This is a genomic window from Blastococcus sp. KM273128 (assembly GCF_021698975.1).
In the GTDB taxonomy this organism is placed as follows: Bacteria; Actinomycetota; Actinomycetes; order Mycobacteriales; family Geodermatophilaceae; genus Blastococcus.
Window position 1 is genome coordinate 45,927 of record NZ_SSXA01000011.1, and the last position, 25,096, is coordinate 71,022.

19 protein-coding genes are annotated in these 25,096 nt (G+C 73.1%); 9 read left to right on the plus strand and 10 right to left on the minus strand.

Annotated features, from left to right (window positions below):
* Window positions 1–51: 51 nt before the first annotated feature.
* Complete coding sequence (locus tag E9529_RS05415; RefSeq protein WP_236830097.1) at window positions 52–1,554, plus strand: serine hydrolase; 1,503 nt, start codon at window positions 52–54, stop codon at window positions 1,552–1,554.
* Here the strand turns inward: E9529_RS05415 and E9529_RS05420 are convergent.
* Both E9529_RS05420 and E9529_RS05425 read right to left on the minus strand, forming a co-directional pair.
* On the minus strand, window positions 1,482–2,333 hold the full coding sequence (locus tag E9529_RS05420; RefSeq protein WP_236830098.1) for a DUF817 domain-containing protein: 852 nt from the start codon (window positions 2,331–2,333) through the stop codon (window positions 1,482–1,484). The genes E9529_RS05415 and E9529_RS05420 overlap by 73 nt on opposite strands.
* 82 nt (window positions 2,334–2,415) lie before the next feature.
* Complete coding sequence (locus tag E9529_RS05425; protein WP_236830099.1) at window positions 2,416–2,994, minus strand: MBL fold metallo-hydrolase; 579 nt, start codon at window positions 2,992–2,994, stop codon at window positions 2,416–2,418.
* Window positions 2,995–3,673: 679 nt separating this feature from the next.
* Here E9529_RS05425 and nhaA point away from each other — a divergent pair.
* Window positions 3,674–5,554: a Na+/H+ antiporter NhaA gene (nhaA, locus tag E9529_RS05430; protein ID WP_236830100.1), complete on the plus strand. Its 1,881-nt coding sequence runs from the start codon at window positions 3,674–3,676 to the stop codon at window positions 5,552–5,554.
* A gap of 457 nt (window positions 5,555–6,011) precedes the next feature.
* On the opposite strand, the gene E9529_RS05435 is transcribed toward nhaA, so the two are convergent.
* From E9529_RS05435 to E9529_RS05465, 7 genes are all read right to left on the minus strand, one after another.
* On the minus strand, window positions 6,012–6,935 hold the full coding sequence (locus E9529_RS05435) for a hypothetical protein (RefSeq protein ID WP_236830101.1): 924 nt from the start codon (window positions 6,933–6,935) through the stop codon (window positions 6,012–6,014).
* A 574-nt stretch (window positions 6,936–7,509) separates the two neighbouring features.
* Complete coding sequence (locus E9529_RS05440; RefSeq protein WP_236830102.1) at window positions 7,510–8,298, minus strand: hypothetical protein; 789 nt, start codon at window positions 8,296–8,298, stop codon at window positions 7,510–7,512.
* Between the two features lie 119 nt (window positions 8,299–8,417).
* A complete protein-coding gene (locus E9529_RS22575) occupies window positions 8,418–9,641 on the minus strand; it encodes a Wadjet anti-phage system protein JetD domain-containing protein (protein WP_308195255.1) in 1,224 nt (407 codons plus the stop codon).
* The gene (locus E9529_RS05450) at window positions 9,638–13,180 is read right to left on the minus strand and encodes an ATP-binding protein (protein WP_236830104.1); all 3,543 of its coding nucleotides are present in this window, start codon (window positions 13,178–13,180) and stop codon (window positions 9,638–9,640) included. Before E9529_RS05450 ends, E9529_RS22575 begins: the two co-directional genes overlap by 4 nt.
* Window positions 13,177–13,818: a DUF4194 domain-containing protein gene (locus tag E9529_RS05455; protein ID WP_236830105.1), complete on the minus strand. Its 642-nt coding sequence runs from the start codon at window positions 13,816–13,818 to the stop codon at window positions 13,177–13,179. The genes E9529_RS05450 and E9529_RS05455 overlap by 4 nt, the downstream gene beginning before the upstream one ends.
* 1 nt (window position 13,819) lies before the next feature.
* A complete protein-coding gene (locus tag E9529_RS05460; RefSeq protein WP_236830106.1) occupies window positions 13,820–15,343 on the minus strand; it encodes a DUF3375 domain-containing protein in 1,524 nt (507 codons plus the stop codon).
* Window positions 15,344–15,832: 489 nt separating this feature from the next.
* The gene (locus E9529_RS05465; protein ID WP_236830107.1) at window positions 15,833–16,156 is read right to left on the minus strand and encodes a hypothetical protein; all 324 of its coding nucleotides are present in this window, start codon (window positions 16,154–16,156) and stop codon (window positions 15,833–15,835) included.
* A gap of 188 nt (window positions 16,157–16,344) precedes the next feature.
* Between E9529_RS05465 and E9529_RS05470 the strand changes: the two genes are divergently transcribed.
* From E9529_RS05470 to E9529_RS05500, 7 genes are all read left to right on the plus strand, one after another.
* Entirely contained in the window at window positions 16,345–16,710 is a 366-nt protein-coding gene (locus E9529_RS05470; protein ID WP_236830108.1) for a hypothetical protein, read from the plus strand.
* Window positions 16,711–17,289: 579 nt separating this feature from the next.
* On the plus strand, window positions 17,290–18,612 hold the full coding sequence (locus tag E9529_RS22580) for a ThiF family adenylyltransferase (protein ID WP_236830109.1): 1,323 nt from the start codon (window positions 17,290–17,292) through the stop codon (window positions 18,610–18,612).
* A gap of 125 nt (window positions 18,613–18,737) precedes the next feature.
* Window positions 18,738–19,265, plus strand: a complete 528-nt coding sequence (locus E9529_RS05480; RefSeq protein ID WP_236830111.1) for a PD-(D/E)XK nuclease family protein — start codon at window positions 18,738–18,740, stop codon at window positions 19,263–19,265.
* 5 nt (window positions 19,266–19,270) lie between these two features.
* Complete coding sequence (locus E9529_RS05485; protein ID WP_236830112.1) at window positions 19,271–20,749, plus strand: Mu transposase C-terminal domain-containing protein; 1,479 nt, start codon at window positions 19,271–19,273, stop codon at window positions 20,747–20,749.
* Window positions 20,749–21,507 carry an AAA family ATPase gene (locus E9529_RS05490; protein ID WP_236830113.1) on the plus strand — a complete coding sequence of 253 codons (759 nt, stop codon included), beginning with the start codon at window positions 20,749–20,751 and terminating at the stop codon, window positions 21,505–21,507. Before E9529_RS05485 ends, E9529_RS05490 begins: the two co-directional genes overlap by 1 nt.
* Window positions 21,504–22,685: a hypothetical protein gene (locus E9529_RS05495; protein WP_236830114.1), complete on the plus strand. Its 1,182-nt coding sequence runs from the start codon at window positions 21,504–21,506 to the stop codon at window positions 22,683–22,685. Before E9529_RS05490 ends, E9529_RS05495 begins: the two co-directional genes overlap by 4 nt.
* Entirely contained in the window at window positions 22,682–23,311 is a 630-nt protein-coding gene (locus tag E9529_RS05500) for a helix-turn-helix domain-containing protein (protein ID WP_236830115.1), read from the plus strand. Before E9529_RS05495 ends, E9529_RS05500 begins: the two co-directional genes overlap by 4 nt.
* Before the next feature lie 108 nt (window positions 23,312–23,419).
* Here E9529_RS05500 and E9529_RS05505 read toward each other — a convergent pair whose 3' ends face one another.
* Window positions 23,420–24,895, minus strand: coding sequence for an AAA family ATPase (locus E9529_RS05505; RefSeq protein ID WP_236830116.1), 1,476 nt, complete (start codon window positions 24,893–24,895; stop codon window positions 23,420–23,422).
* Window positions 24,896–25,096 lie beyond the last annotated feature (201 nt).

Below are 25,096 nucleotides of genomic sequence, written 5' to 3' on the forward strand. Positions count from 1 at the left end.
CACCCTGTTTCCCTCTGTGACGTCCGCCGCAGGCTCCTACGCTGGACGGCCGTGACGACCCGCACCGAGACGATCCGCGCCGCCGGCGGCTACCTGCGGTCCTGGCTGGACGCGCAGGTGCGGCACCGCCGGGTGCCGGGGGCGCAGGTGGCCGTCCGCCACGGCGGTGAGCTGGTGCTCTCCACCGCGGTCGGCGTCGCCGACGTCGCGACCGGGGCGCCGCTCACCCCCGAGCACCTGTTCCGCGTCGCCTCGCACTCCAAGACGTTCACCGCGACCCTCGTCCTCCAGCTGGTCGAGGCCGGGCGGCTGCGGCTGGACGACCCGATCGGCGCGCACGTGCCGGAGCTGGCGGCGGCCGGCTCACCGGTGGCCCGCGTGACCGTCCGGGAGCTGCTCGGGCACCAGGCCGGCATCACCCGGGACGGCGCCGAGGCCGACTTCTGGCAGCTCGAGCAGCCGTTCCCGGACCGGCCACAGGTGGTCTCGGCGGCGCTGCGGGCGGGGCCGGTGCTGCGGCGCAACGAGCACTTCAAGTACTCCAACGTCGGCTACGCGCTCCTCGGCCTGGCGATCGAGGCGGTCACCGGGACCTCCTACGCCGCGGCGGTGCGCACCGGCATCCTCGAGCCGCTGGGGCTCACCCGCACCGGGGCCGACCACGACCCCGCGCGGGCCGGGGAGCACGTCAGCGGGCACACCGCCCTGGTGCTGGGCGAGAGCACCCGGCACCCCCTCGGCTCGGTGGGCACGGGGGCGTTCGCCGCGGCGACCGGCTTCTACTCGACCGCCGAGGAGCTCGCCGTCCTCGGCTCGGCCCACGTGCTCGGGGACGACCGGCTGCTCGGCGACGACGCGAAGCGGCTGCTGCAGCGCCTGGAGTCGGTGGTCACCGCGTACGGCACCGAGGTCGGCCGGTACGGGCTGGGCCTGGCGCTGACCACCGTGGGCGAGCGGCACCTGGTGGGGCACAGCGGCGGGTGGCCGGGGCAGATCACCGTCACGTTCGTGGACCCGGTCGACGGGCTGGTCGTCAGCGTGCTCACCAACGCGATCGACGGCCCTGCCGAGGAGCTGGCGACCGGGCTGGTGAAGCTGGTCGACGTCGCGCTGCAGCCGCGCACCGGGGTGCCCGCCACGCCACCGGACGGCCCGCCGCCGTCGTCGTTCGCCGGTCGCTTCGCCGGGCTCTGGGGCGTGGTCGACGTCGCCGAGCTCGCCGGGCGGCTGGTGCTCGTGCGGCCGACCTGGCCCGACCCCCTGCCCGGGATCGAGGAGCTGCAAGTCATCGACGGCCGCACGTTGCGGGTCGTCGCGCAGCCGGGGTTCGGGCCGGCCGGCGAGCCGGTGCCGGTCGAGCGGGACGCCGCCGGGCGGGTCGTGTCGCTGCGGCTGGGCGGCGTGAGCTACCGGGCCCTCGAGGACCCCGACCGGGGTGGCTCGTCGGCACCGGACCGTCCGGCGTCGTCGGGCCTCTGGGATCAGCCGGCACCCGCGGCCGGCACGCGGTCGGCCGCCGGCCCGGGGAGCAGGGCCGCCTCGGAGGCCTCGTAGGCCCGGAACACCGTCCGGTCACCGGGCCGGCCGTACAGCTGCCCCTCCCGCGCCTTCACCGCCGCGACCAGGACGATGCTGACCACCACCAGCAGCGACCACGAGCCCAGCTTGGCCGCGTGGACGAGCGTCCACACCGACTCCTGCGAGGGGTACTGCCAGGCCCGCAGCAGGGTGGCGGCGTTCTCGGCGACCCAGAGGAAGAAGCCGATGAGGACGAACGAGAGCGCGAGCGGCATCACGTAGCGCCGCCGGCCGACCGTGAAGTGCACCCCGGTCCGCCAGGTGACGGCGAGCAGCAGCAGGGTCAGGGGCAGCCGGACGTCCCAGGTGACGTGGTGGGTGAAGAAGTTGAGGTAGATCAACGCGGCGACGACGGCGGTGCTGCGCGCGCGGTAGGTCGTGATCCGCAGGTCGAAGCGGCGCCAGGCCTGGCAGACGTAGCTGCCGACCGCCGCGTACATGAAGCCGCTGCACAGCGGCACGCCACCGATCGTGGCCAGGCCGGTGTCCGGGTAGGACCACGAGCCCTGCGCCACCTTGAACAGCTCGAGCACCAGGCCGACGAGGTGGAAGCCGAAGATGACGGCGACCTCGCGGCCGGTCTCCCAGCGGACCAGCCACAGCACCAGCGTCACGCCGAGGGACCACAGCAGCAGGGCGTCGGCGGCGGCGACCGGCAGCGGGACGACGCGGACGAGGGCGAGTCCGAGGAAGAACAGGACGGCGAAGAGGCAGCACTGCGCCTCGATCCAGGCGAACCGCAGCAGCTGCCTCACCGGGGAGAGGCTAGGTCGCACCGACGCCCAGGTGGGTGTCCGCGCCCCCGCGCGTGTCCGCCGGGCCCCGGGCCCCGAGCGGTCAGCGCACCGTGGCCGGGCCGGGGCGGAACGGCGCGCCGTGGGCGCAGACCACCAGGGTGGCGAGGTCGAGCACGCGCTCGCGCTGCCGGCGCAGCTCGTCGCGGTCGTGGCTGTACGGGTCGTCGGCCGGCCCCTCCTCGGTCCACCAGAGGTGGGTGAGGGCGACGACGTCGTCGGGCGTGCCGACGAGCGTGGTGATGTCCTGCGGGGTGTGCCCGGGCGTGGCCAGCAGCCGGATGCTCGGGGTGAGCTGCGTGCCCTCGGCGGCCCGGCGGGTGAAGGTGTCGCCCTCGATGACGGACTGGAAGTCGTGCACGGGGACCACCGGGAAGAGGGCCACGTTCACGGTGTGGTCCAGGTGGTGGTGGCTGACGACGACGTCGGTGACGTCCTCGGGACGCACGCCGAGCTCGCGCATCGGGGCCAGGATCCGGTCCCGGTCGGAGACCATCCCGGGGTCGACGACGACCACCCGGCCGGCGTCCCGGATTAGGCTCACCGTGCCCGCTACGTGCGGCATGCGCACGTAGCCCTCGACCAGGACGTCCAGGCGGGCGGTGCGCGTCAGCTCCGGCATGCGGCGGACGGTAACAGCGGCGGCACGGGCTGCGCCCGGACCACCGGCCCGCCGCGCGGGATCGCGGCCGTGACCACGCCGGACGTACTCCCGGCCGGCCACCGGCACCTCCCCTGGTCACCGGGGCCCGCTGGACCTCCGGTCACGGGCGACGCATCCCGCGGACCTGCGGCAGGCAACCGGGTGCTCCCAGGACGCCGGACCGGCGGGGCGGGCGGTTGCGGTCGGCCGCGCCGCGCCCGATCCTCATCCCGCCCCCCGACCGGAAGACCCGACATGAGCACCTAGCCCGGACCCGTCGCGTCGTCGTCTCCCGTGCCGGGCAGGGGTCCGCGGCACGGACTGCTGGCGGTCGACGACGTCGTGACCCTGACCGACGTCCCTGGCCGCCCCAGGTGATCGCTGCCTCCCGACGCGGGGGAAGGCTTCCGCCGCACCGACGGTTGACGCGACGCCACCCACCCTCAGGAGCCCACGTGCGCACCACGGCCGATCACGACCAACTACCCACCGACGATCGGTGTCCCGAGGCCCCCGGCGACGTGGCCGGTCAGGCGACCACCTCGGCGCCGCTCGGACGTCCCGCGGGGAGCGCCTCCGCCGGCACGCCCACCACCAGCCGGCACCCGGTCCGCGCGCGACCGACCGGGCTGCGGACGAGCCGGACCGGGCACCCGGCGTGATCAGGTTGGCGCACGGCGACCGGAACTCCCAGACCCGCGCTCAGCGGCGATCGCTGCGCGGGCAGCTGTCCGGGCCGCTCCGGCGGTACCTGGCCACCGAGGCGGGCAGCGCGAGCCTCCTCCTGGCGGCCACCCTCTCCGCGCTCGCCTGGGCCAACTCACCCTGGTCGGCCTCCTACGAGGCGCTGTGGCACGCGGAGGCCTCGCTGTCGGTCGGCGGCTGGGCGCTGTCGATGGATCTGGAGCACTGGGTCAACGACGGCCTGATCGCGTTGTTCTTCTTCGTCATCGGTCTGGAGGTCCGCCGTGAGTTCTCCATCGGAGAGCTCACCAACCGGCGCCGGGCCACGATCCCCGCCCTGGCCGCGATCGGTGGCCTGACCGTCCCCGCCGTGCTGTACCTGCTGATGGTCCCCGAGGGCGAGGCGGCACGAGGGTGGGGTGTCGTCATCGGCACCGACACGGCCTTCATGCTCGGCGCGCTCGCCGTGGTCGGGCCCACCTTCGCCACCCAGCTGCGGGTCTTCCTCCTCACCCTCACCGTCATCGACGACATCGTGGCCGTGAGCGTCATCGGTCTCTTCTACTCCGGTGCTCTCGACGTCCTGCCGTTGCTGCTCATGGTTGCGCTGGGCGCCCTGCTGGCCCTGTTGAGCCGCCTGGCCGTCTGGCGGGCCTGGCCGTTCGTGATGATCGCCCTCCTCCTGTGGCTGGCCACACTGGAGGCGGGGCTGCACGCCTCCGTCGCCGGCATGCTCGGCGGCCTTCTCGTCGCCGCGCGCTCGCCGGCCCGCGAGGCCGTGGAGGGGGCAGCGCACCGCTTCCGCGCCTTCCGGCAGTCCCCCATGGTCGACGTCGGCCGGTCGGCCCGGCGGGGGCTCCAGCAGGCCATCTCGGTCAACGAGCGGCTCCAGGCGGTGCTGCACCCGTGGACCGGGTACGTGATCGTCCCGCTGTTCGCCTTCGCGAACGCCGGGGTCGACCTGCGCGGTGGGGTGCTGTCCGAGGCGCTGTCCTCGGCGGTCACCTGGGGTGTCGCCTCCGCGCTGGTGATCGGCAAGGTCGTGGGGATCGGCCTGACCGCCCTGGCCGCGGTGCGCCTGGGCCTCGGCCGCCTGCCGCAGGGGGTGGCCCCCGGGCACGTGATGGGCGGCGGCGCCCTGTGCGGGATCGGGTTCACCGTCTCGCTGCTCATCGCCGGGCTCGCCTTCGACGACCCGGCGTTGCAGGACCAGGCCACGGTCGGCGTCTTCCTCGCCGCCCTGCTCGCCACCACCCTCGGGTGGTCGATCTTCCGGGCGACCGCGCGACGCGGTCAGACGGACGCCGACCTGCCGCGGTTCCTCGACCGGGACGTCGACCCGGGGATCGACCACGTCGCCGGGCCGGCCGACGCCCCGCTGACCCTGGTGGAGTACGGCGACTTCGAGTGCCCGTTCTGCGCCCGGACCACGGGGGTGACCCGTGAGTTGAGGGACCGGTTCGGACCGCGGCTGCGGTACGTCTTCCGGCACCTCCCGCTGACCGACGTGCACCCCAACGCCGAACTCGCCGCGCGGGCGGCCGTCGCCGCTGCCGCGCAGGGCCGCTTCTGGGAGATGCACGACCAGCTGTTCCTCCATCAGGACCAGCTGGATTTCGAGGACCTGGCGGGGTACGCCGCGGACCTCGATCTGGACGTGGAGAGGTTCCTGCGGGACCTCGACGACGAGGCGACGGCGGCCAGGATCCGCGCCGACGTCGCCAGCGCCGAGGCCAGCGGCGCGCGGGGGACGCCGACCTTCTTCGTCAACGGTCGGCGGCACGTCGGACCGCACGATGCCCAGACGCTGACCGAGGCCCTCGAACGGGGCGTCGAGCAGGGTTCCCCGAGGTAGCCGGGACGGAGGTCACGGGGCGCCTACCGCCGCAGCGTCCGTCGGCCGACCGCCGACGCGGTGCCGCCGGCCCTCGGGGCCAGGCAGGTCGGCGCGACCGTACGGTGGCCGGGCACGAACGCCACGGCCGCCGCCACAGAGATTCCGTGGCGGCGGCCGTGGCCACCTGCGGGCTGTCGTACCTATGCGGGGCGAGGTGCGTGACGCCTGCTCGTGCGGGTCAGCGGCGCCCGTCCGGTGCAGATCCGCCGCGTCATGCGGTGGAACCCCGAGGGCGCCGCCGGCCCGACGAGCAGCGCCGTCAGCTGTCGATGGCCATTCAATGTCCAGTTCAACGGCCACGAAATGTCCGGTGGGCGCGGCGTGGTGGCCCCGTTCGCCAACGACAGCAGGCCCGCACCGGAACGGTGCGGGCCTGCTGCTCGGCCGCCATCGTGCGCCGTGGTCGGCGCTTCGGTCAGTTCCCGGGGGCCGTGACGCCAGAGGCTTCCTCGACCACCGCCCAGTCGGCGGCGCACGTCGCGCAGGTCGCCACCGACCCGGCGTGCGACTCCGAGTGCGTGCGCAGGAGAACCCGGGAGGCGACGGCGGCGACGTTCACGCGGTACTGCCGCTCCCGGAAGTACCGCTGGCCACGGTCGACGCTCTCGGTGATGACGTCGCACACGGCCCCGACGAGACTCATCCCGCCCGACATGTACCCGACGTCGGTGAGCACCTCCCTGGCACCGCCGGCCTCGGCTGCCGCCGCTACCGCAGCCTCCACCGCCTCGCGCAGGTCCTGGCCCCCGTCCATGTACCCGTGGCGGAGGAGGACGTCGCGCGCGGCCTCGGCCTCGGTGGCGTTCGCGATCGCATCGGAGACCGCCTCGCTCAGGTCCTGCGCTCCCGGCATGAACCCGGCCCCAGCCAACATCTCGATCGCCGAATCGGCTTTGGCCGCCATCGCCACCGCCTGGTGCACCGCCTCGCACAGGCTCTGGGCCCCGGACAGGAGCTCGGCCGTGAGCAGCACGTCGGTGACGGCCTCGCTCTCGGCGGCGTCCGAGACCGCGGCCTGCACTGCCTCGCGCAGGTCCTGGTCCCCGTCCATGTACCCGTGGTCCATCAACACGTCGGTGGCCGCGTCGATCTGCTGTTCCGCGGCTGCGAGGCGGGCAGCCAGCGATCCCAGCAGCTGGACCCGGGAGGACGTCTCCTCGCTGCCCGGCTGGCCGGCGTCCATCAGCCGCGCGACGTCGATCGACAGGCCGTCTTCGACCAGCACGCCGCGGACCAGCTCGGTCGCCGTGGACAGGCAGTCGGCACAGAGCGCGGTCGGCGCCGTGGCCGACGCGCGGCCGCAGAACGAGCAGTGGACGGGACGGGTGGTGGTGCGCACGGGAATCCTCCTGGGACGGATCGGGGGCGGGCTCCTTGCCTGCCGTGACCCGGACCGTCCAATTGCTCCCGGGGTGCGCAGTCGTCTCCCACAGGGTCCGTCGGCGACTGTCCCGGTTCTCCGCTGGGGCTGTCACCGTCTGCTCGACCTCGTCGACGTTGAAGAGCGAGAGTTGCCCGGCGACCTTCGACCTGCTCATGCTCGCCACGGTCCGTGGCGCTACCGGGGCGTCACGCATCTCGCCGCGGGTTCCGGCAGGACCGTCGGCCCGTCCGACGAGCGACACCTGCGCGGGTCGATTCCGACGAGCGACACTGGTCGTCCAGCGAACGACACTCGTGGCGGCCGCCGGCGACGTTGGTTTCCGCGGGGAACTCCGGTTCGGTCGGACCGGCGGCCTCCCCTGCCGTGCTTACGGATGCGGACAGCCGGGTCGACGACGCGGCAGGCCGACGTCGTCGAAGAGGCGGCTCACCGTCCGGTGGCCCCCCAGTTCGCGGGCGATCGCCTACACGCCTCACCTGGTCGATGTGCCGATAACGCACCGGCTGCTCGCGTCGGGCGGGACGACGTCCTACGCGATGGCGCTCCCGGACTCCCGCCAGCGCTGCTCCAGATCGGCCCTCCAGCCCTCCGGCGGCGGCCACGGCACACCCCACGCCGCCAGCGTGGCCTGCGACCAGCCGCCGCCGGTCGACCGGGCGTTCTCGATCTCGGCGGGGCTGGGCAGATGCACGTCGTCGGCGATCGACGCCGCGGTGATCAGCGGCGGCTCTGCCTTCTGCAGGCACGTCAGGCTGCAGTAGATCCGCTCCCGCCCGTCCCGGCTCCGCCGGCCCGGGAAGCAGTGCCTGGCCGCCCGCCGCGGCTGGCCGCAGCCGTCGCACACGGGCTGTCTCCCTTCCGGCTCGGTCTCCCGCCGCCGCGGCGCCGGCAGCGTCCCGTCCGGTCCGACCGGCGGGGGCGACGGCTCGGGCGCCAGATGCCAGTCGTGGAGGATGACCCGCATCCGCTGCTCGTTCTCGCCCCGCCGTTCGGCGTCGAGCCGGTCCAGGCGGCGCTGTTCGGCCCACGCCTCGACGCACTGCGGGTGGCAGAAGTCGCGCTTCTCGTAGACCACCATCCACGGGCTGGACCAGGCCGGCTGGCCGCAGTGGTGGCACGTGCCGTCGTTGACGATCGGCTCCGGCAGCGGGCTCACGCCCCGCCACAGCGGCTGGCGGCGGCTGCCGTCGAGGTTGGGCTTGTTGTCGGCGTACCGGCGGCACTCCGGGTCGTCGTGGACCAGCAGGCCGCCGTCGTAGACCACCCACACGTCGAGCAGGCCCATGCAGGCCGCGCACACCGGGGGAAGGTCGTCCACGGCCCCGCACCGTAGCCCGCGACGGCGCTCGCCCGTGGTGGCGAGGTCACGCCGCCGGAACGACGCACGGCCGTGTGCGGGCTGCTGGCCGGGATAGGTCACGGGCCCCCGGAAGGCGGTCAGCTCGCCGAGGCCACGGTCGAGAGCGCGTCCTCGACCAGGTCGAAGCGGACGAACTCCTGCTCCAGGCGCACCGCCGGCCCGTACGCGTCGGTGCGCAGCGCCGTGTACAGGGCCTGCTCGGCCTCGGTGAGATGCACCAGCACATCTGTGCGCGGTGTTCGCTCGGTGCTCCAGAACGGGCGGTGCGCCAGCAGCGTCTCGGTGTCCATCAGCACGCTGGTGGTGTGCGGGGCGATCCGCCGGACCGCGGCGAGCATGGCGAAGCCGTGGGTGTCGATGTCGCCCCAGTAGCGGACGGCGACCTTGTCGCGCCACGGCAGCGTGGCCAGCAGCTCGTCGACGCCGTAGCCGGCGCCCCACAGCACGAGCCGGCCCGGTGCGGCTGGGGCCGTGCGGAACGACGTCTTGTTCTCCAGCACCAGCAGCTCCGTGATGGTGCGCCCCACCGGGTCGAAGGCGGCCAGCGTCGAGACATCCCACTCGACGTCGGCGTCCCCTTCTCCGGGCACGCCGAGGGCGGCGGCGTCGCCGCGGATCCTGATGCGGCGACCGTCCTCGGCGAAACCGAACCGGGCAGCGAACGACCGGCCGGTCGGCTCGATCGCCTCGGCCGGCAGCAGCGCCTCCAGCAGCCGGCCGAGGAGGCCGGTGTTGCGTTCGAGGACCTTCGTGTGCACGCCGGCGAGCGGGATCTGCCGCGGGAAGATCCCAGGGCGGGGATGCTCGCGAATCCATCCGGCCAGCTCCAGCAGCAGCGGCCAGTCGTCGGTGGCGGCGAGCACGTCGTGGGGCCGCTGCAGGGCAACCCGGGCGGCGGCCGGGTCGAGCTTCTCGGCGCGCTGGAGCGCGTCGGCAAACCGGGCCGCGTCGGCAGCGTGCGTGCGGCCCAGTAGCCGTAAGGCGTCCTGCGGCGTCGGCACGATCGCCGCCACCGGCAGCTGCTGGGTGCCGACCCCGCCGACGCGCATCGGTCGGGTTTGCAGCTGCCAGCCCTCGCGATCGGCGGCCGCGGCCAGGTCCCGGGCCCACGCGGACGCGTCGGCGAACCGCGTGGCCAGCTCGTCGCGGCTGGGGCCGGGCAGGCGGACCCGCAGGGGAAACGCCGTCCAGGCCTCGGGGTCGGCGTGCAGATCGCGTAGCAGCGCGCCACGCTCCCACCTGGTCGTCACGGCAGCCTTGACGGCCGCCGCGGTCGTCCAGCCTGTCCGCGCGGCGCTCACGACGTCCCGCCGGGGACGTCGAAAGCCTCGATGTCCTCGACGTCCGGCTCGGCCGGCGCAGCTTCACCGTGCTCGACGCCGTCGAGGACCGAGCCGGGGTCGGGCGCTTCGTCGGCCGGGTCGGTGACCGTGGTCGCGGTGCGCGCGGCGCGCCGTCCCTGAACCCACTGCGTCCGGGTCGCCTGGTACTCGGCGATCGGCATGGTGAACAGCCGGCTGCGGGGATCCTCGCTGCGGACGTAGCCGACCGCCTGCACGAACGGCTCGATCGTGCCGATCTTCTGCAGCGGCGTCACGACCAGCAGCTGCAGATCCAGCCGCTGGAAGAGCTCCAAGCCGAACCGGGTCGATTCGTCGGAGCCACGTCCGAACGCCTCGTCGATCATCACGAACCGGAAGGCGTTCGTGTGCCCGCCCGCCAGGCCGTACTGGTAGGACAGCGAGGCGGCCAGGATCGTGTAGGCCAGCTTCTCCTTCTGACCGCCGGACTTCCCGCCGGAGTCGGTGTAGTGCTCGACCGGGGCGTCTTCCTCCCGGGTGCGCTCGGAGGCGGCGAAGGTGTGCCAGTTGCGGACGTCGGTGACCTTGTCGGTCCATGTCTTGTCCGCGTTGGCCGATCCCTCGCGGCCCTTGAACCGGTCCAGCAGTTCCTTGACCTTGAGGAACCGCTCCTCGGCGTAGGCCTCGTCGTCGGCCAGCAGGGTGTTCGCCGTGACCTCGCGCAGATCCGCGCGGAACCGGCGGATGTCCTCCTCCACCGTCGGCTCGTTCTCCAGCCGGATGTAGGTGCCCTGCCGGTAGTCGATGTCGACCAGCGCGGTGTTGATCGTCGCGATTCGCCCGCTGATCTTGCGGGACTCGGTGTCGAGGAAGTGGCTGAAGGTGACCAGTTCGTGGATGGCGTTGGTCTGCAGCTGCTCGCGGAAGTCGGCCTCGTAGCTGGGCAGGTCGTCGGTCCGTAGCCGCTCCTGCAGCGTGATGTAGTCGCCGCGGGCGTCGGCGTCGGTGCCGATCTCGTCGACGACCTGCGGCCAAAGCGCGGCGAAATCCTTCATGGCGGCCACCAGCGAGCGCCCGCTGCGCTCCCGGGTGCTCGACGCCCGCCCCTGCTCGGCGGTGAGCGCTTCGGTCACCCGTCGTCCCCAGGCGTCGCACTCCTCGATGTCGGTCGGCTCGGGGCCGGCAGCCCGCACCGCCGCGGTGAGCGCATCGGATGCGTCGGGGGTGATCTGGGGAGCCCCCAGTTCCTGCAGCCTGGTGCTGGCCGTGGCGTGCTGGGCGGCCCACCGGTTCCGCCGGCCGCGGGCGTCACCGACGGCCTGCTCGGCCTTGCCGATCTCGTCGAGCAGCGCCTTCGCCTGCCCCTCGGCCTGCTTCTTCTTCTCCAGCAGCTCGGTGAGCTTCGGGTTCCTGGCGATCGTGTCGTGCAGCTCGCGGGCGGCCTGGACGCCGTCGTGCTTGCCGGCGACGTCGACCGCCGCCGGGTCGGGGAACCGCTTCTCGATCTGCTCGAGGGCGTATCCGCGCTGGTTCTCCCCGCTGCGGACGGCGGTGGCCTTGTCGGCGGCCTGCTCCAGCTCGGCGACCCGGTTCCGCTGCCCCGGCAGCGCGGCGGCCAGCGCGGCCCGGCGGGCAGCGGTGTCCCAACCGAGGACGTAGAACCGGCGGTCGCCGGCGTGCCGGCGGTCGTCCTTCTCGTGCTTGGCGTTGTCCTTGATCTGCCCGGCGCGGGTGACGGCGCGGGTGTGCCGGCCCAGCTCGGCCGGGCCCGCGACGCAGGCGTGGTCGTAGCGCCGGGCGATCTCGGCGCGCAGCCACGGCGTGAACGGCGTGCCCGGGCGGATGAGCAGGTTCGCGGCCATCGTGCCTGGTCGTGGCGGATTCCCGGCGGCGGCGACGTCACCCACGCGGTAGTACACGAGCCGCCGGCCCAGGTGGTGCTCGTCGACCCATGCGGCGACGCGGGGGTAGTGCTCCTCGACGACGAGCAGCGACAGCGCCAGCGGTCGGACCAGCCGCTCGGCGGCGGCCTCCCACTCGGCGGCGTCGGGGTCGACGGCGATCAGCTCCGCGGCGAACGGCAGGGCGGTCGGCGCCAGCCCGAGGTCGGCGGCGATCCGGCCGCGCAGCTGCGCGTCGTCCAGGGGGACGTTGGACTCCCGGCGGCCGGCCTCCTCGAGCTCGGCGTTCATCTGCTTCAGCTCGGCGCGGGCGTCCTCGAGGGCGCGCAGCGCCTGGTACTCCTGGTCTCCGGCGGCCTTCGCCGCGTCCTTCTGTTCCCGGCGGGCGGCGGTGACCGCGGTGCTGAACCTGGCCCAGTCCGCCGTGCCCTCCGGCGCGGCGACGCCGGCAGCGGCGGCAAGCTCGCGCAGCTCGGCGGCCGCGGTGCGGGCTCCGGCGAGCGCGGCCTCGGCCAGCTGCACCTGGTGCTCGGCGCGGAGGAGCTCCGCGCCGCCGGACTGCTGCACGGCGATCGCCAGCTGGGTGACGGCCTCCGACGCCGCCTCGTGCTTGGCCTTGACGGCCGTCACCCGGGCGGACAGCTCCGGCAGCCGGCTGTCGAGGTCGGCGATCGCCGCGGCGAGCAGGTCGACCCGGTGACGCTCGACGAGTGCGGCGACCGCCGCCTGGGCCTCCCGGGTGGCGGCGATCCGGGCGTCGGCTCGGTCGTAGGCGGCGGCGTGCTCGGCGACCGGTTCGAGCTTCTCCAGCTGCTGGCGGGCGGTGACGACCAGCTCGTAGGCGCGGGTCAGGTCGCCCCAGTGCTCGAGGATCGCCGCGATCTTCGACCGGGCGTCGACCGGATCGAGCATGTGCGCCCGCACGAACGCGGTCAGGTCACCGACCGACTTCATCGAGACCGTCTGCACCAGCAGGTCCAGCGCCCCCGGGCCGACGCCCAGCTGCCGGCACAGGGAGCGGCGGTAGTTCTTGAAGTTGTCGTCGAAGACGTCCGCGCCGAGCCCGCGCAGCGCCGCCCGCACCGCCTTGCCGTCGGCGTGCTCGGCGAGGTGCTCGGCGATGTCCAGGGCCAGCGGGGCGGTGAAGTACATGCGGTGCACCGTGCCGGTGGCCTCGAACCAGAAGGCGACGCCGGCGCTGAGCACACCGCCGCCGGACGGCAGCCCGGTGAAGCGAGCCAGCAGCACGCTGTAGGCGTCCTTCTGCTTGCGGAGTGCCTCCGGTCGGCTGCTGCCGGTGGCCTCGTCGAAGACGTTCCGGTAGTGGCCGAGCACGTAGGTGTTCACCGTGCGCTCGCTGCGGTCGGCGCCGGCGGCGCGGTTGAACACGACCTTGCTCGGGGCGGCGAACAGTGTGGTCAGGCCGTCGACGATCGTCGACTTCCCTGCGCCGACCTGGCCGGTGAGCAGCGCGTTGGCCCCCTCGAGGGTGAGCTTCTGCACCGGCCCGTCGAAGGTGCCCCAGTTGAACAGCTGGAACTCCGCCAGCCGGACACCGGTCGTCCCGGCGAAGTCCAACGGGAGCGGGGCGGCGTCGGGGGCCAGGTCCACCGGCGGCCGGGGCGGAGCGGTCGTCATGCCGGCACGTCCTCGTCGTCGTCCTCGTCGGCGCGGGGATCGACCGGGACGTCATCCTCCAGCTCGAGGCCTGCCTCGCCGTCGGTGCCCGGGTCCGGGCGGCGTGTGGCCCTGACCAGCTTGTCCTGCCACTCGGCCATCCAGTCGGCGGTGACCAGGGCCTTGATGATCCGGCGGACCTCGAAGGTGTCCTCGGAGTCGCGCAGCTTCCGCAGGTAGCCGAGCTTGACCAGGGTGGCGATGTCGCCGGCGATGCGTTCTTCGCTGGTCGCGTCCCGGCGGTACAGCCGCATCCACTCGGTCATCTCGGTGGTGGTGACGATCAGCCGGGGAGTCTCCCCGTCGGATTCGGCGGTGGTCAGGCGCTGCCGGAGCAGGATGAGCAGCACCGTGGAGCCGTAGGTCAGTGCGTGTCGCCGGAACAGGCGGGGCATGCCCTCGGGCAGTTCGTCCTTGACGCGCAGGTAGGCGTAGCGCTCCACTTCGTCGACCACTAGCCGAAGGCCGAGCACCTCGAGGTGCTCGTGCAGCTGCGGGCCCAGGGTGGTGACCGACCGCCAGACGGGTGCGGAGTCCTCCGCGTGCACGGGGCCGCGCAGCAAGGTGGCCAGCGCGACCGACAGCTCCGGTGTCGCCATGTCAGCGGCTCCCCTGCTCGACGGTGGTGAGGTCCGGTGACGGCGCGACCGGCCGGGTGATCGTTGGTGGCGCCGGGTCCTCGCCGAAGAGGATCAGCGGTACGGCGGCCCGCCGCCGCCGTCCGCTGTCGTCGACCCACTCGACGTTCTCGCGGCGGTCGGTGTGCAGGGTGGCCCCGTCATCGGAGACCTGCAGGTAGCCGACGAGCTCGGCGAGGCCCTCGGTGAGCGGGTGCGCAGCGATGACCTGGGCCAGGGTGGCGTGGCCGCCGTTGGCCGTCACCGTGTCGGCGACCGCGGCCCGCAGCGCGGCAAGGTCGATGTGACTGATGTCGAAGAGGTCGGTCAGCCCGTCGGCGCCGAGGACGTCGTCGTCCTCCGTGGTGACGGTGGAGTTGAGCCGGTGCTTGGTCCGGGGTGTGTGTAGCGGCCGTTCCAGCGGCAGCGCGATGTCCGCGCGCATGCTCGGCAGCCGGCTGCCCAGCTCGCGGACGTCCCGGTCGCGGACCTCGAGCGCGGCGGCCAGCGTCGTGCGGATGACCTCGTGGATGCGCCGGCCCTCGGTCCAGGTCCGCTCGTCGAGGAAGCGGCGCAGCTGGGCCGACAGGGAGGCCACTATCCGCTGGGTGTCCTCGGCCGCTGCGAACAGCTCCTCGCGCAGCAGCTGGTCGAACTGGTCGCCGGTGCCCGCCAGGGCGGGCACGTCTTCGATCGCGGACAGCAGCTCCTCGAGCTCCTCCTGCTGGCGGGCCGAGAGCATGTGCTCCCAGAAGGCCCGCCAAGAGCGGCCCTGGTCGGAGGCGCCGATCTCCGCGGTGCTGCCGAAGACCGTCTTCAGGAACTCCCCGCGGGGCCCGGACCAGGTCGTCGCTCGCAGGCGGACTTCGCGGTCGAGCGCCCGGAAGTTCTCCTCCACCTCGCGCAGGTCGCCGAGCAGCTCGCGGGCCGTGGTGACGGCCTGGGTGTAGCGCTCGCGGATCGCGGTGTCGTCGAGACCGCGGTCGGCCCCGGAGCGGATGGCGTCAATCTGGGCGTCGATCTCCTCCCGCTGGCGCTGTAGTGCGGCCAGCCGCACTTCGGGGTCGGTGGCGGCGCCGGCGGTGATCTCACGGAGCAGGTTCCGGACGGTGAGCAGCCGGCTCGCGGTGCCGAGGAACTCCCGCCGGCCCAGGGACCGGACGAACGCGGCCGCGGTCTCCACCGCCGAGGTGGGCGCGTAGTGCGGGACGTCGGAGCTGCCGGGGTACGACTTGCGCAGCCAGCCGTTCTTCGGGTCCGACCAGTCGGCCAGGTAGGCCTCTGGCGTCTTTGGGTAGGCGTCCGGGTTGCCGCGGCGGACTGCGAACAGCTGATCCTCGAGCGCCTCGATCAGCTCCGGGCCTGGCATCAGGCGGACGTTGGGGGTCAGGAACACGCGGTCCAGGAAACCCAGCACGAGGGGCGCGTTGTCGGCGACGAGCAGCCGCCAGGCCGGGTGACCGTGCCGCTGTGCAGCGAGTTCGTCGTGCTGCTGCAGGGCCCTCATCGCTCGTCCGTTTCTGTCGGCGGGCTCGGGCCCGCGCACTGGTGCGTCTGCGTAGTGTGTCGTCGGCCACTGACGATTCCTGGCAACCGGTCCGACGGTGAGTTCGCTGGTCAATGGCGCAGCCGTGCGTCTTCTCGCGGCCCGCCTACGGGGCGCCCACATCGGCCCCTTGCTCAGGGCCGGGGCTGCTGCCTGCAGGTCGATCAGCAGCCCGCTCCAGCTGCGGATAGGGCAGCGTGGTCGACGCCTCGTAGCTGCTGGACATGCTGTCCATCGTGACCAGCGGCGCCCTCCGGGAGGACCGGAATGCCCAACCGGTCACCCTCTCAGGGGAGCTGAGCCCGTACCGGCGCCCATTCGTCTCGGAGCGCTCACCCTGGGGTTGTTCGCCGAGCGTAGTCACGCTGGAGCCGTCGAGGTGCCGCTCACCGCCGACGGCGACGTGCAGATCACCGCCTGCGACTTCGCGTCGAACCCGCCCCGATGCGTTCACCGGTGGCTGAGGGCGTGGAGGACCGCAGCCATGACCGTCTCCCCCATCCACCGTTCCCCGAGCACGCTCGAGCTCCACGTCGACGATGAGATCTGGAAGACCCGGGCGTCCCGGCTCCCCATGCGGCGCGGTCGGGCGGCGCGCCAGTCGAGCACCAGCTGGTGCTGGACCCGCGCCACGGCTGCGGAGACTTCGTCCCCGCCGGGCGGCACGCGGAAGATGACCTCGGCCTGCCGGCCAAACGCGTGGGGATCGCTCAGGTAGTCGCGCGGCCGGAGACGCCGACGGCGGTCGATGTGGTTGGCGCCCGGACGGATCACGGCACTGCAGGTGCCGGCGCGGTCAACCTCCCGCATTCATCGCCGTCACCCGGTCGGGTGGCGGATCCGCCATCCCCTCCGAGCCAGTGCTCGGAAGGATCCATGACGTGTGTGGCATCCCTCGGCGTTTCCGGCTGCGATTCGGCCGCTGCCGTTGATCCCCAGCGGCCGGACCGAGAGGACGTCCCATGCCGGACGACATCAACGAGCCCACGGGAGCGGACGCCCCGCTCCCAGACGCGGAGGAGGCCACGGCGAGCCCAGACGCCCAGCTCGGTGGCGGGACCGGTGAGAACACCGCCGAGCCGGAGGCGCCGCCCGCTACCCCGGGCACCGAGCCGCCCTCGCCGCTGCCGCCCACGCCGCCCGCGCCACCGGAGTCCCCGACGCTCCCGCGCAGTGCTGGCCAGCGGCGGCTCACCCGGCACACCACCACGACGACGATGCAGAGCGAGAGCCGGACGACGACCGACGAGACGGTCGTCGAGGACATCGCCCTGGCGCCGCCGGTGTGGGCTGCTCCTGCGGGCGAGCACCCGCGGCCGGTGGGCTGATGGGCGCGCCGACGGCGGCCGGTGGACCTCCGCCCTGGTGGCTGGTCTACCCGGACGTCTGGGAGGCCGAGGCCGCTGCGCTGGCCGCCGTCGGCGCCACCTGGTCCCGGCGCTCCACCAGCAGCCAGACCGAGCAGCTCACGCTGGCCGCGGACCTCGGACCTCGACTGGCACTGTGGATCAGCTGGCCACACCCGGCGCCGCAGCCGGGCGACCCGGACCGGCTCGAGCTGCTGGTCCGCTACCCGACGAACTACCCGTGGTTCCCGCCTCGGGTGTACCTGCCCGAGCCGCTGCCGGGGCTGGTGCGCCACCGCAACGCGACCAACCACGGCGCCCTGTGCCTGCTCGCCGGGGACGACGACTGGCAGCCGGGAACCACGGTCGCTGAGCTGCTGTCCGTCCAGCTCCCGCGGTTGCTCGCAGCCGGCCGTGACCCGGGCACCGACCCCGCGACGCTGGGCCTGGAGGCCGGAGCCGAGCCGACCTGGACCCGGCTGTGCCTGGTCCGGGGCGCGCTGCTGGTCGACTCCGCCTGCACGCCGCCCGCCGAGGTCCCCGGGGGGCCTGGCCGACCTGGTGTCCGTCGGCCACGCCGACAACCCGGTGCACGCGCTGGTCACCCTCCTGGACGGCGACCAGCACGTGCTGTGGGCCGCTGGCACCTTCCCACTGCGGGTGGCCGCCCGGGTCCCGTGGGTCCGTCTCCCCGCCCTCCCTCCGGGACCGCTCCACCCCTCGGAGCTGTGGCACCGGGGATGGGCACAGCTGGGCGCGACCGTGCCCGCGGCCACGCCCGACGATCGCCGGGAGACGCTGGTGCTCCTGGTGCCCTCGGAGCGCGAACGACGACGTCCGCACGAAGACTTCCTCCTCCTCGACCGGGAGGCACCGGAGCACCGGCACGAGGGCCGCGCCGAGGGGGCCATCGCCGACAACCAGCTCTCACTGTTCGACCTCAGCGCCCTGTGGCCGGCTCCTCCGGCCGGCTCGGCCCCGGCAGGGGCCCGCGAGGACGTATGGGTGACGGCGCGTCGCGGCTACGCGATCGGTCCCGGCGACCTCACCGCCCGACTGCCCGACGAGGTCACCAGGCCGATGGCCGACGCGACGGTGACCGTGATCGGCGTCGGGGCGCTGGGCGGCCCGATCGCCCTGGAACTGGCCCGCGCCGGCGTCGGAGCGCTCCGCCTGGTCGACGGAGACACCCACGACCCGGCCGCCAACGCCCGGCAGCTCCCCGGTATCCGCGACGCCGGAGAGTTCAAGGCCCTCGCCGTCGCGACCCGGCTCCTCGAGGCCAATCCGCACGTCCGGCTCACCTGCGGAGTCCGCGACCTCGGAGCCGATGACGGCCGCGAGCTCCTCCGGCTGCTCGGCAGCACGCTCGTCGTCGACGCCACCGCGAGCCCGACGGTGACCCGCTTCCTCGCCGCGCACCTGCGGCCGGCCGGCACACCGCTGCTGATCGCCTCCGCCACCCCCGGCGGCTGGGGCGGCACGGTGGTGACCCTCCCGGCCGCCGGCGGCGGCTGTTGGGAGTGCCTGCAGCTGCACCGCGCCGACCGCGCGGTGCCGTGGCCACCGGCCCGGCCGGACGGCGACATCACCCCGGTGGGCTGCTCGCACCCGACCTACATCGGTTCCTACCCCGACCTGGGCCACGTTGCCCTGCAGGCGGCCCGCACCGCGCTCGCCCTGCTGTCCGCCGACCCGGCACCGCGACGCGCGACCGGCCGGGCACCGTTCGGGGACCTGCAGGTGCTTTCCCTGCACGGGCGCGGTGGACCGCGCCATCCCCGATGGCGGGCACGCCTGCTCCCGGTGCATCCGGGGTGCCCGCTGCACGGCCCACGTGCGGCCGACGTCACGCCCCAGGGCAGCGCCCGCCAGGCACCGTGATCCGGCCGCGGCCGGCCGCGGCGAGCACACGGGCTGATCCACGGCACCGCGGCCTCGTGGGCCGCTGGCTGCACCCGCTCCACTGCCGACTGCCGACCACGGCGGGCACCGGACGGTGCCCGCACGTGTTCCACGACGACGAAGAGCTCGCCCGCTCCGGACAGGTCGGCGTGCTCGTGCACGCCACGATCGGCGCCCTGGCCGCCCGCACCCGGTGTCCTTCCCCGACGGACCTGCGTGGGGCAGCCGACCGCGCCCTCGGCTCCTTTGCACCCATCGAGGCACGCGCGCACCGGCAGAACGTCGCCTCGCTGTCCGGCAGCTACTTCTGGCACCTGCTGCCTCCGGCGACCTGGATCTTCGCCGGCACAGAGCTCGACGTCGGCGTCGGCCGGGTCGACCTCGTCTGGCGCGACAGCGGCGACCGGGTGCTGATCGACGAGATCAAGACCGGCAGCCCCCGCGAGCTCGGCCTGGCCCGCACCGCCGCGCAGGTCCGCCGCTACCTCGACTGCGCAACGCAGCTGTGGCCGGACCGGTTCATCGGCGTCCGGCTGCTGAGCCTGGCCGAGCCGCACCGATCGGTGCTGGTCCGGCCGGACGGCAGCCGGGTGCCCCTGCACCGGTCCCCCTACCTCAGCACGAAGAAGTGACCCCGATGCCGAACAAGCCCAAGTACATGCGCAGCGCGCTCCAGCGCGCAGTCGACCAGCTGCTCGAACTCGAGAAGACCCGGCCGCTGACGCCGGCGGACCTGCGCGAGCAGGCCAAGATCAGCGGCTACAGCCCCAAGCACATCCGCCGCACTCTCGACAAGGTCAAGGCCGACCCGGGCCCGGACGACGCCGCCGCGTTCACCGTCACCGACGCGGTCATCACCGCCGTCTTCCTCTGCTGTGGCGTGCTGGCGCAGGCGTATCAGCTGCTGGCCAAGACGATGCCGCTGCCCAGCGAGCGCACCTTCCGGCGCCGGGTGCGCGCGGAGATGGGCAACCAGATCGAGTACGCGCGCGGCGGGTCGGCCGGCTACCGGGAGCACCAGCTGTACCTGCGCAACGACTACCCGCACCGGATGCACAGCTTGTTGCTGGACCACACCGAGCTGCCGATCTTCGTCGTGCCCCGCGGGTTCAAGCACGCCGTCAAGCCGTGGATCACCGCGGTCATGGACGGCTCCACCCGCTACGTCCTCTCCTGGGTGGTGACCTTCGGCCGGCCCACGGCTGAGGAGGTGCGGGCGGCCCTGGTGCAGGCGATGACCCTGCGCCCGGCGCCCGACGGCGACACGGTCGTCGGCGGCCGGCCGCTGAAGGCGGTGTGGGACCGGGGGCTGGAGTTCCTCGCCACCCTGATCACCGAGTCGTGCCTGCGCCTGAACGTCATGCCGATCGCGCTGCCGGCCTACAGCCCGCACCTGAAGGGCCGGCTGGAGCGGTTCTGGCGCACGTTGAAGACCAGCCTGCTCCCTCCCCTGCCCGGCTACAGCGAGGGGCCGCAGGACCTGCGCGGCAACAGCGCCATCGCCGACGCCGCGCTCGGCGAGGACGAGTTCCTCGTCCTGCTGGCCGACTGGATGGACGACTACGTCGTCAACCACGTCATCAGGACCACTGGCATGACCCCGCTGCAGGCCTGGCGCGCCGACGGCACCCCGCTCGAGGAGATCGCCCCCGAGCAGCTCTGGCACGACTTCCTCGTGTCGAAGGACCGGTGCAAGGTCAACCGGACCGGCATCCGCTGGGACACCATCGACTGGTTCGCCCCCGAGCTGGTCGACAACATCGGCCGGCACGTCGAGATCCGCCACCTGCCGCACGACCGCTCCTTCATCGAGGTCTTCCTCGACGGTGCGCACCTGTGCACCGCCGTGCCGGTGCAGACGGCCACCGACGAGACCAAGCAGGAGGCCATCGAGCGCCGCCAGGCGGCCCGGGCGAAGGCCCAGCAGCGCTTCACCGCCGTGAACCGGATCCGCCGCAGAGGCCACGACACCGTGCACAAGCTGGCGAAGGACAAGGACGGCAAGCGCGTCGTCGTCACCTCCGAAGACGACCTGCTCAGCGGCGGCGTGCAGGCCCTCGAGGAGCTGTTCGCCAAGCCCACCGCCGAGGGCGGCGAGCAGGGACGGCTGTTCTGATGGCGCTCACCGGCCTGGACGAGGCCCGGGTGGTGCGCACCCCGGCCTTCCAGCAGATCGAGGACGCCGCCGCCCTGGTGGTGCCCCGGCACGAGATCGCCGTCATCCACGGCCCGCACTCCACCGGCAAGCGCACCGCCCTGCGCGCCTACCTCGCCGGCCAGCCGCTGCCGGTGGCCCGGCTGCGGCTGGCCGGCACGGAGAGCGGCCGCAAGCTGCTGCAGCTGTTGCACGACCAGGTCATCTCCCCCGACAGCGACCTGCCCGAGCGCGATCTGCAAGACGACCTCGTGGAGGCGCTGTCCGCCCGGCCGCGGATCGTCGTCGTCGAGCACACCGAGCGGCTGACGGCGGAGGCCGCCGGGCAGCTGGAGTGGCTGCACGGGCGTGACGGCCAGCAGGCCGCGTGGTTCCTGGTCGGCGGTCCGCAGGCGGCGAAGGCGATCGGCAAGGACCCGCTGCTGTGGGACGCGATCTGCTCCACCGTGGAGGTCACCCCGCTCAAGGACGGCGACCTGCTCCGCGCGCTGCAGTCCATGCACGAGCTGTTCCTCGGCGCCGGCGCCGACCTGCTCGCCGAGATCGACGCCCGCGTCTGCCACGGCATCCTCGGCTACTGGTCCCGCTTCCTGCAGCACGCGATCCACCTGCGCGACCGCCTGGCAGCCCAGGGACTCGACCGCCCGGTACTCGACCGCACCTTCGCGAAGGCGGTCCTGCAGTCCATGCCCGCCACCGCGCTGAAGAGGAAGAAGTGACCGGGTCCTCGGCGCTCGTCGCCGTCGACGTCACCGGCGACCCGGTGACCATCCCGGCACATCCACCACTGGTCTCCGGCGCTCTGTGGGTGGAGGCCCGGCCCGACCTGGACCGCCTGCACGTCCTCGCCGGCGACCTGCTCGGCGCGCTCGGCAAGCGCCGGGACATCGCCGGGAAGGGCCGCAACCAGCAGGACGACGTCCGGCACGCCATCGCCTGGGTCACCGCCCACGACGTCGAGCACCTCGTCGTCACCGAGGCCCAGCGGCTGCACCCGATCATCCTCACCGGCCTCATGCGGCTCGCCGCCGAGATCGGCGCCCGGCTGTGGCTGCTGCACCGGCCGCCGCGCTCCGACGCGTTCGTGCGGGCACTGAGCCGCCGCGGCGCGACCACCGCCGAGCTCACCGAGGTCCCACACCCCGTCGCCGTCCCCGTCCTGGACCCGGTGCCCGCAGCCGATCTCCCGGCCGTCCCCGCCGACGAGTTCCTGACCTTCCGCGCCGCCTGCGCCAGGACGCTGCCGGCCGGCGACGCCGCCCGCGCCGACGTCCACTTCCTCGACACGGCGCGCCGCTGCGACGGCGCGCTGGGCGACCACGGCGCCTCCCGGCACACCGTCGCCGACCTGCTCCACCGGATCCTCAACACCGCCCCCGGCGACGCGCAGCTGACCGTCGAGGTCCGCGCGCTGCAGGCCGCGGCGTGGCACTACGACCTCTACGTCAAGGTCGACATGGCCCGACTGCTGCACAGCGAGGAGCGCCCTCGCATCCCAGCCGCCGACGCCGACGCCGCGCTGGTGGCCTACCGCCAGCCGCACCGTGCCATCACCGTCGCCCTCACCCGCGACGGGCACGGCCTGGAGGATGTCGGGGCCGTCCGCATCGGCGACGCCAGCCCCGACGGGGGCACGCTCACCATCGTCGACGGCGCCGTGCGGGTCGGCCCGCACACGGCGCGGGCGGTCCGCGCGCAGCGGCACCTGCGCCTGGCCCAGGGCGCCGGCACCGACGAGCTGCTGCTGCCGCACACGCCGAAGGCGCTGGCGAAGGCCCTCACCGAGGCGGCATCCGACCTCGGCATCCACGTCTTCGGCCGCCGCGCGGAGCGAACCCGCGACCACACCGAGGGTGCCCTGCGCGCGCTCGGCGTCACCGTGGAGGCCCTCCCGTGATCGACCCGGACGGGCTGCGCCGCCTGCGCACCGACCGCGGCCTCTCCCAGCGCCGCCTGGCCACCGCGATCGGCGTCGACCCGCTCACCGTGAAGCGGCTCGAGGACGGCGCCGACGCCGGCGACCTGCCCCTGCGCGTCCTTGAACGCCTCAGCCACGTCCTGGGCGCGCCGGGGGGTCAGCTGCTCCGTCAGGACGAGGTCACCGACGACAGCGTGGACCTCACGGCCGCGGTCGGCGCCGCGCTGCTCGGCCACGGCCGGACGACCATCACCACCCTCGCGGCCGCGCTGAACGCGACGGTGGACGAGGTCTCGGCCGCGATCACCGCGCTGGAGTCGCGCCTGTCGGCGGCCGGCATGGCCGTCGCCCGGCACCACGACGAGGTCTGGCTCGTCCCGCATGTGCCCACGCCCGACGCCGTGGCCGCGGCCCGGCCCCTCACCCTGGCGGAGGCCCGCCTGCTGCGCCGTATCCACCGTGGCGAGGACGTCCGCCGGAAGCTCTCCAAGCCCGACCGCGAGTTCATCCTTCCCGCGCTGCTGCGCCGCGGTCTCGTCGTTGACCACGGCGGCGGGCCGCAAGTCACGGCGACCACCGCCGCGTCCCTCGCACTGGGCACGTGACCCGTGCAAGCACGAGGACACACCCGACGGAGGGCGCGTGTCACAAGTCCACGGAAAGCCCCGGGGGCCGACTCCGCACCTGACTCGAGCTGAGCTCGAGGGCCCCGGCTACTCCCCGTTCAGGGCGGCGTTGATGCCGTCTGCGAACCCGGTCAGCTCCTCCGAGCTGGCGACGGTGCCCACCCAGGCTGCCACTAGCGCATCCCAGACCCGGTCCGCTCGATGCCGTGGCCCCAACGCTGCCGCTGTACGGCGCGGCCACGTGTGGTGTTGCGGCAGACGTCGGGCGTCATCGAGCGCCTCCGCCAGATCACCGGCGCGAACTCCGAGACGAGCAGCAGCATCATCGATCGACTCCGTCGTCTGGCCCTCGAAGATGACCCGCTCAGGAGCAGCGCCACCAGGCAGGACCACACAACCAGGCGCGGCCTCCTGGTCCCCATCGAGAACCCCGACGCCGCGACCGGGCAGCACTCCCTTCATCGCCAGCTCCCCGAGACTCTGCACCACATTGGCCGGTCCTGCGGCAACGATGTGCACGCGAGGGACGATCGAGGCCGCGACCTCGCCCAGGATCCGCTCGGTGGCAACTGCGTCAGCTTCGTCCTCGCAGTACACCGTGAGGTCGGGGTGTCTGATCTCGTCCATCAGCGTGAGCGCGTACGCCGCGGAGGCGCCGTAGATGACCTCCTTTCCCGCATCGGTGTTCTGGATGTAGATGCGTGCCTCCGCTGGAAGCTGCTCCAGCACGAAGGGGGAGTGCGTCGAGAGGATGAACTGCATCCGCTTCCGGCGAGCCAGGTCGATGAGCTCGTGCAGCAACCGCCGCTGGGCCCGAGGGTGGAGAGATGCTTCCACCTCGTCGATGATCACGAGAGAGTGCTCAGGCGCATCCTGTAGCAGCGCTACCAGGTCGGCCATCGTGTCCTCCCCGGCACCCTGGTGGAAGTTGGAGTAGACGCGGTCGCCTGTGCTGAGGACACCGACTGACTTCTTCTTCTGCACGATCATGCGACTGCCTGTGTAGGTGCGCCGCATGATCCGGGAGAGTCGAAGGCGGTTCTCGTCGGTCAGTTCCGACTCGTCCCCCTCGAAGGCTGCATCCTTCGCGATCTTCCCGTATCCGATGAGGGTGTCGATGGGCTGCGTCCGACTGATGTCCAGGAAGAACAGCCGCCTCTCGGCTCGGCCGGGCATGCCGCGCCAACGGCGGGTCGCCTTCCGCAAGCTGTACTCGCGCAGGGAGTCGCCCTGTCGAACCGAATAGGACAGCGCGACACCGCCGACGTCCTCCCACGCGGTCGAAGGGAAGAAGTCGTCCGGGTTGAAGGTGATGTCCCGGTCACCCGTCCCGGTGTTCTTGTAGGCAGCAGCCCCGGCCTTCAAGATCGTGCTCTTGCCCGACCCGTTCTCCCCTGCGATCGCAACCACGGGAAACCGGAACTCGACGAGTTCACCCTCCCACCCTCGCAGTCCGGAGATCTTGACCGAACTCAGGAACCGGGGCCATCCCTTACCACCGTGCCGCTGCGTGTTCCAGTCCTGTTCCAGCGCCTGGAGAGCGGACAGATGCGGTGTCGTCAAGAACGGTCTCCCGGAGCATCGAAGAGGTTGGAGATGGAGCAGTACTGGCCAGCAAGTCGGGGCCTAAGACGCACTCAGGGGAGAAGCGCGTCCGGATTGGATCAAGACACACGGACCGTGGTCTGGAGTACGTCCACGGCCGCAGAGTCCACGGTGAGCCGGGGCTGGGGCGTCATGCGAGGCGCATGACGCCCCAGCCAC

Coding starts and splice junctions, on each gene's coding strand:
- E9529_RS05455 (WP_236830105.1), bottom strand. CDS start 13,818: ATGGCGACACCGGAGCTGTCGGTCGCGCTGGCCACCTTGCTGCGCGGC.
- E9529_RS05460 (WP_236830106.1), bottom strand. CDS start 15,343: ATGAGGGCCCTGCAGCAGCACGACGAACTCGCTGCACAGCGGCACGGT.
- E9529_RS05485 (WP_236830112.1), top strand. CDS start 19,271: ATGCCGAACAAGCCCAAGTACATGCGCAGCGCGCTCCAGCGCGCAGTC.
- E9529_RS05470 (WP_236830108.1), top strand. CDS start 16,345: ATGCCGGACGACATCAACGAGCCCACGGGAGCGGACGCCCCGCTCCCA.
- E9529_RS05425 (WP_236830099.1), bottom strand. CDS start 2,994: ATGCCGGAGCTGACGCGCACCGCCCGCCTGGACGTCCTGGTCGAGGGC.
- E9529_RS05490 (WP_236830113.1), top strand. CDS start 20,749: ATGGCGCTCACCGGCCTGGACGAGGCCCGGGTGGTGCGCACCCCGGCC.
- E9529_RS05450 (WP_236830104.1), bottom strand. CDS start 13,180: ATGACGACCGCTCCGCCCCGGCCGCCGGTGGACCTGGCCCCCGACGCC.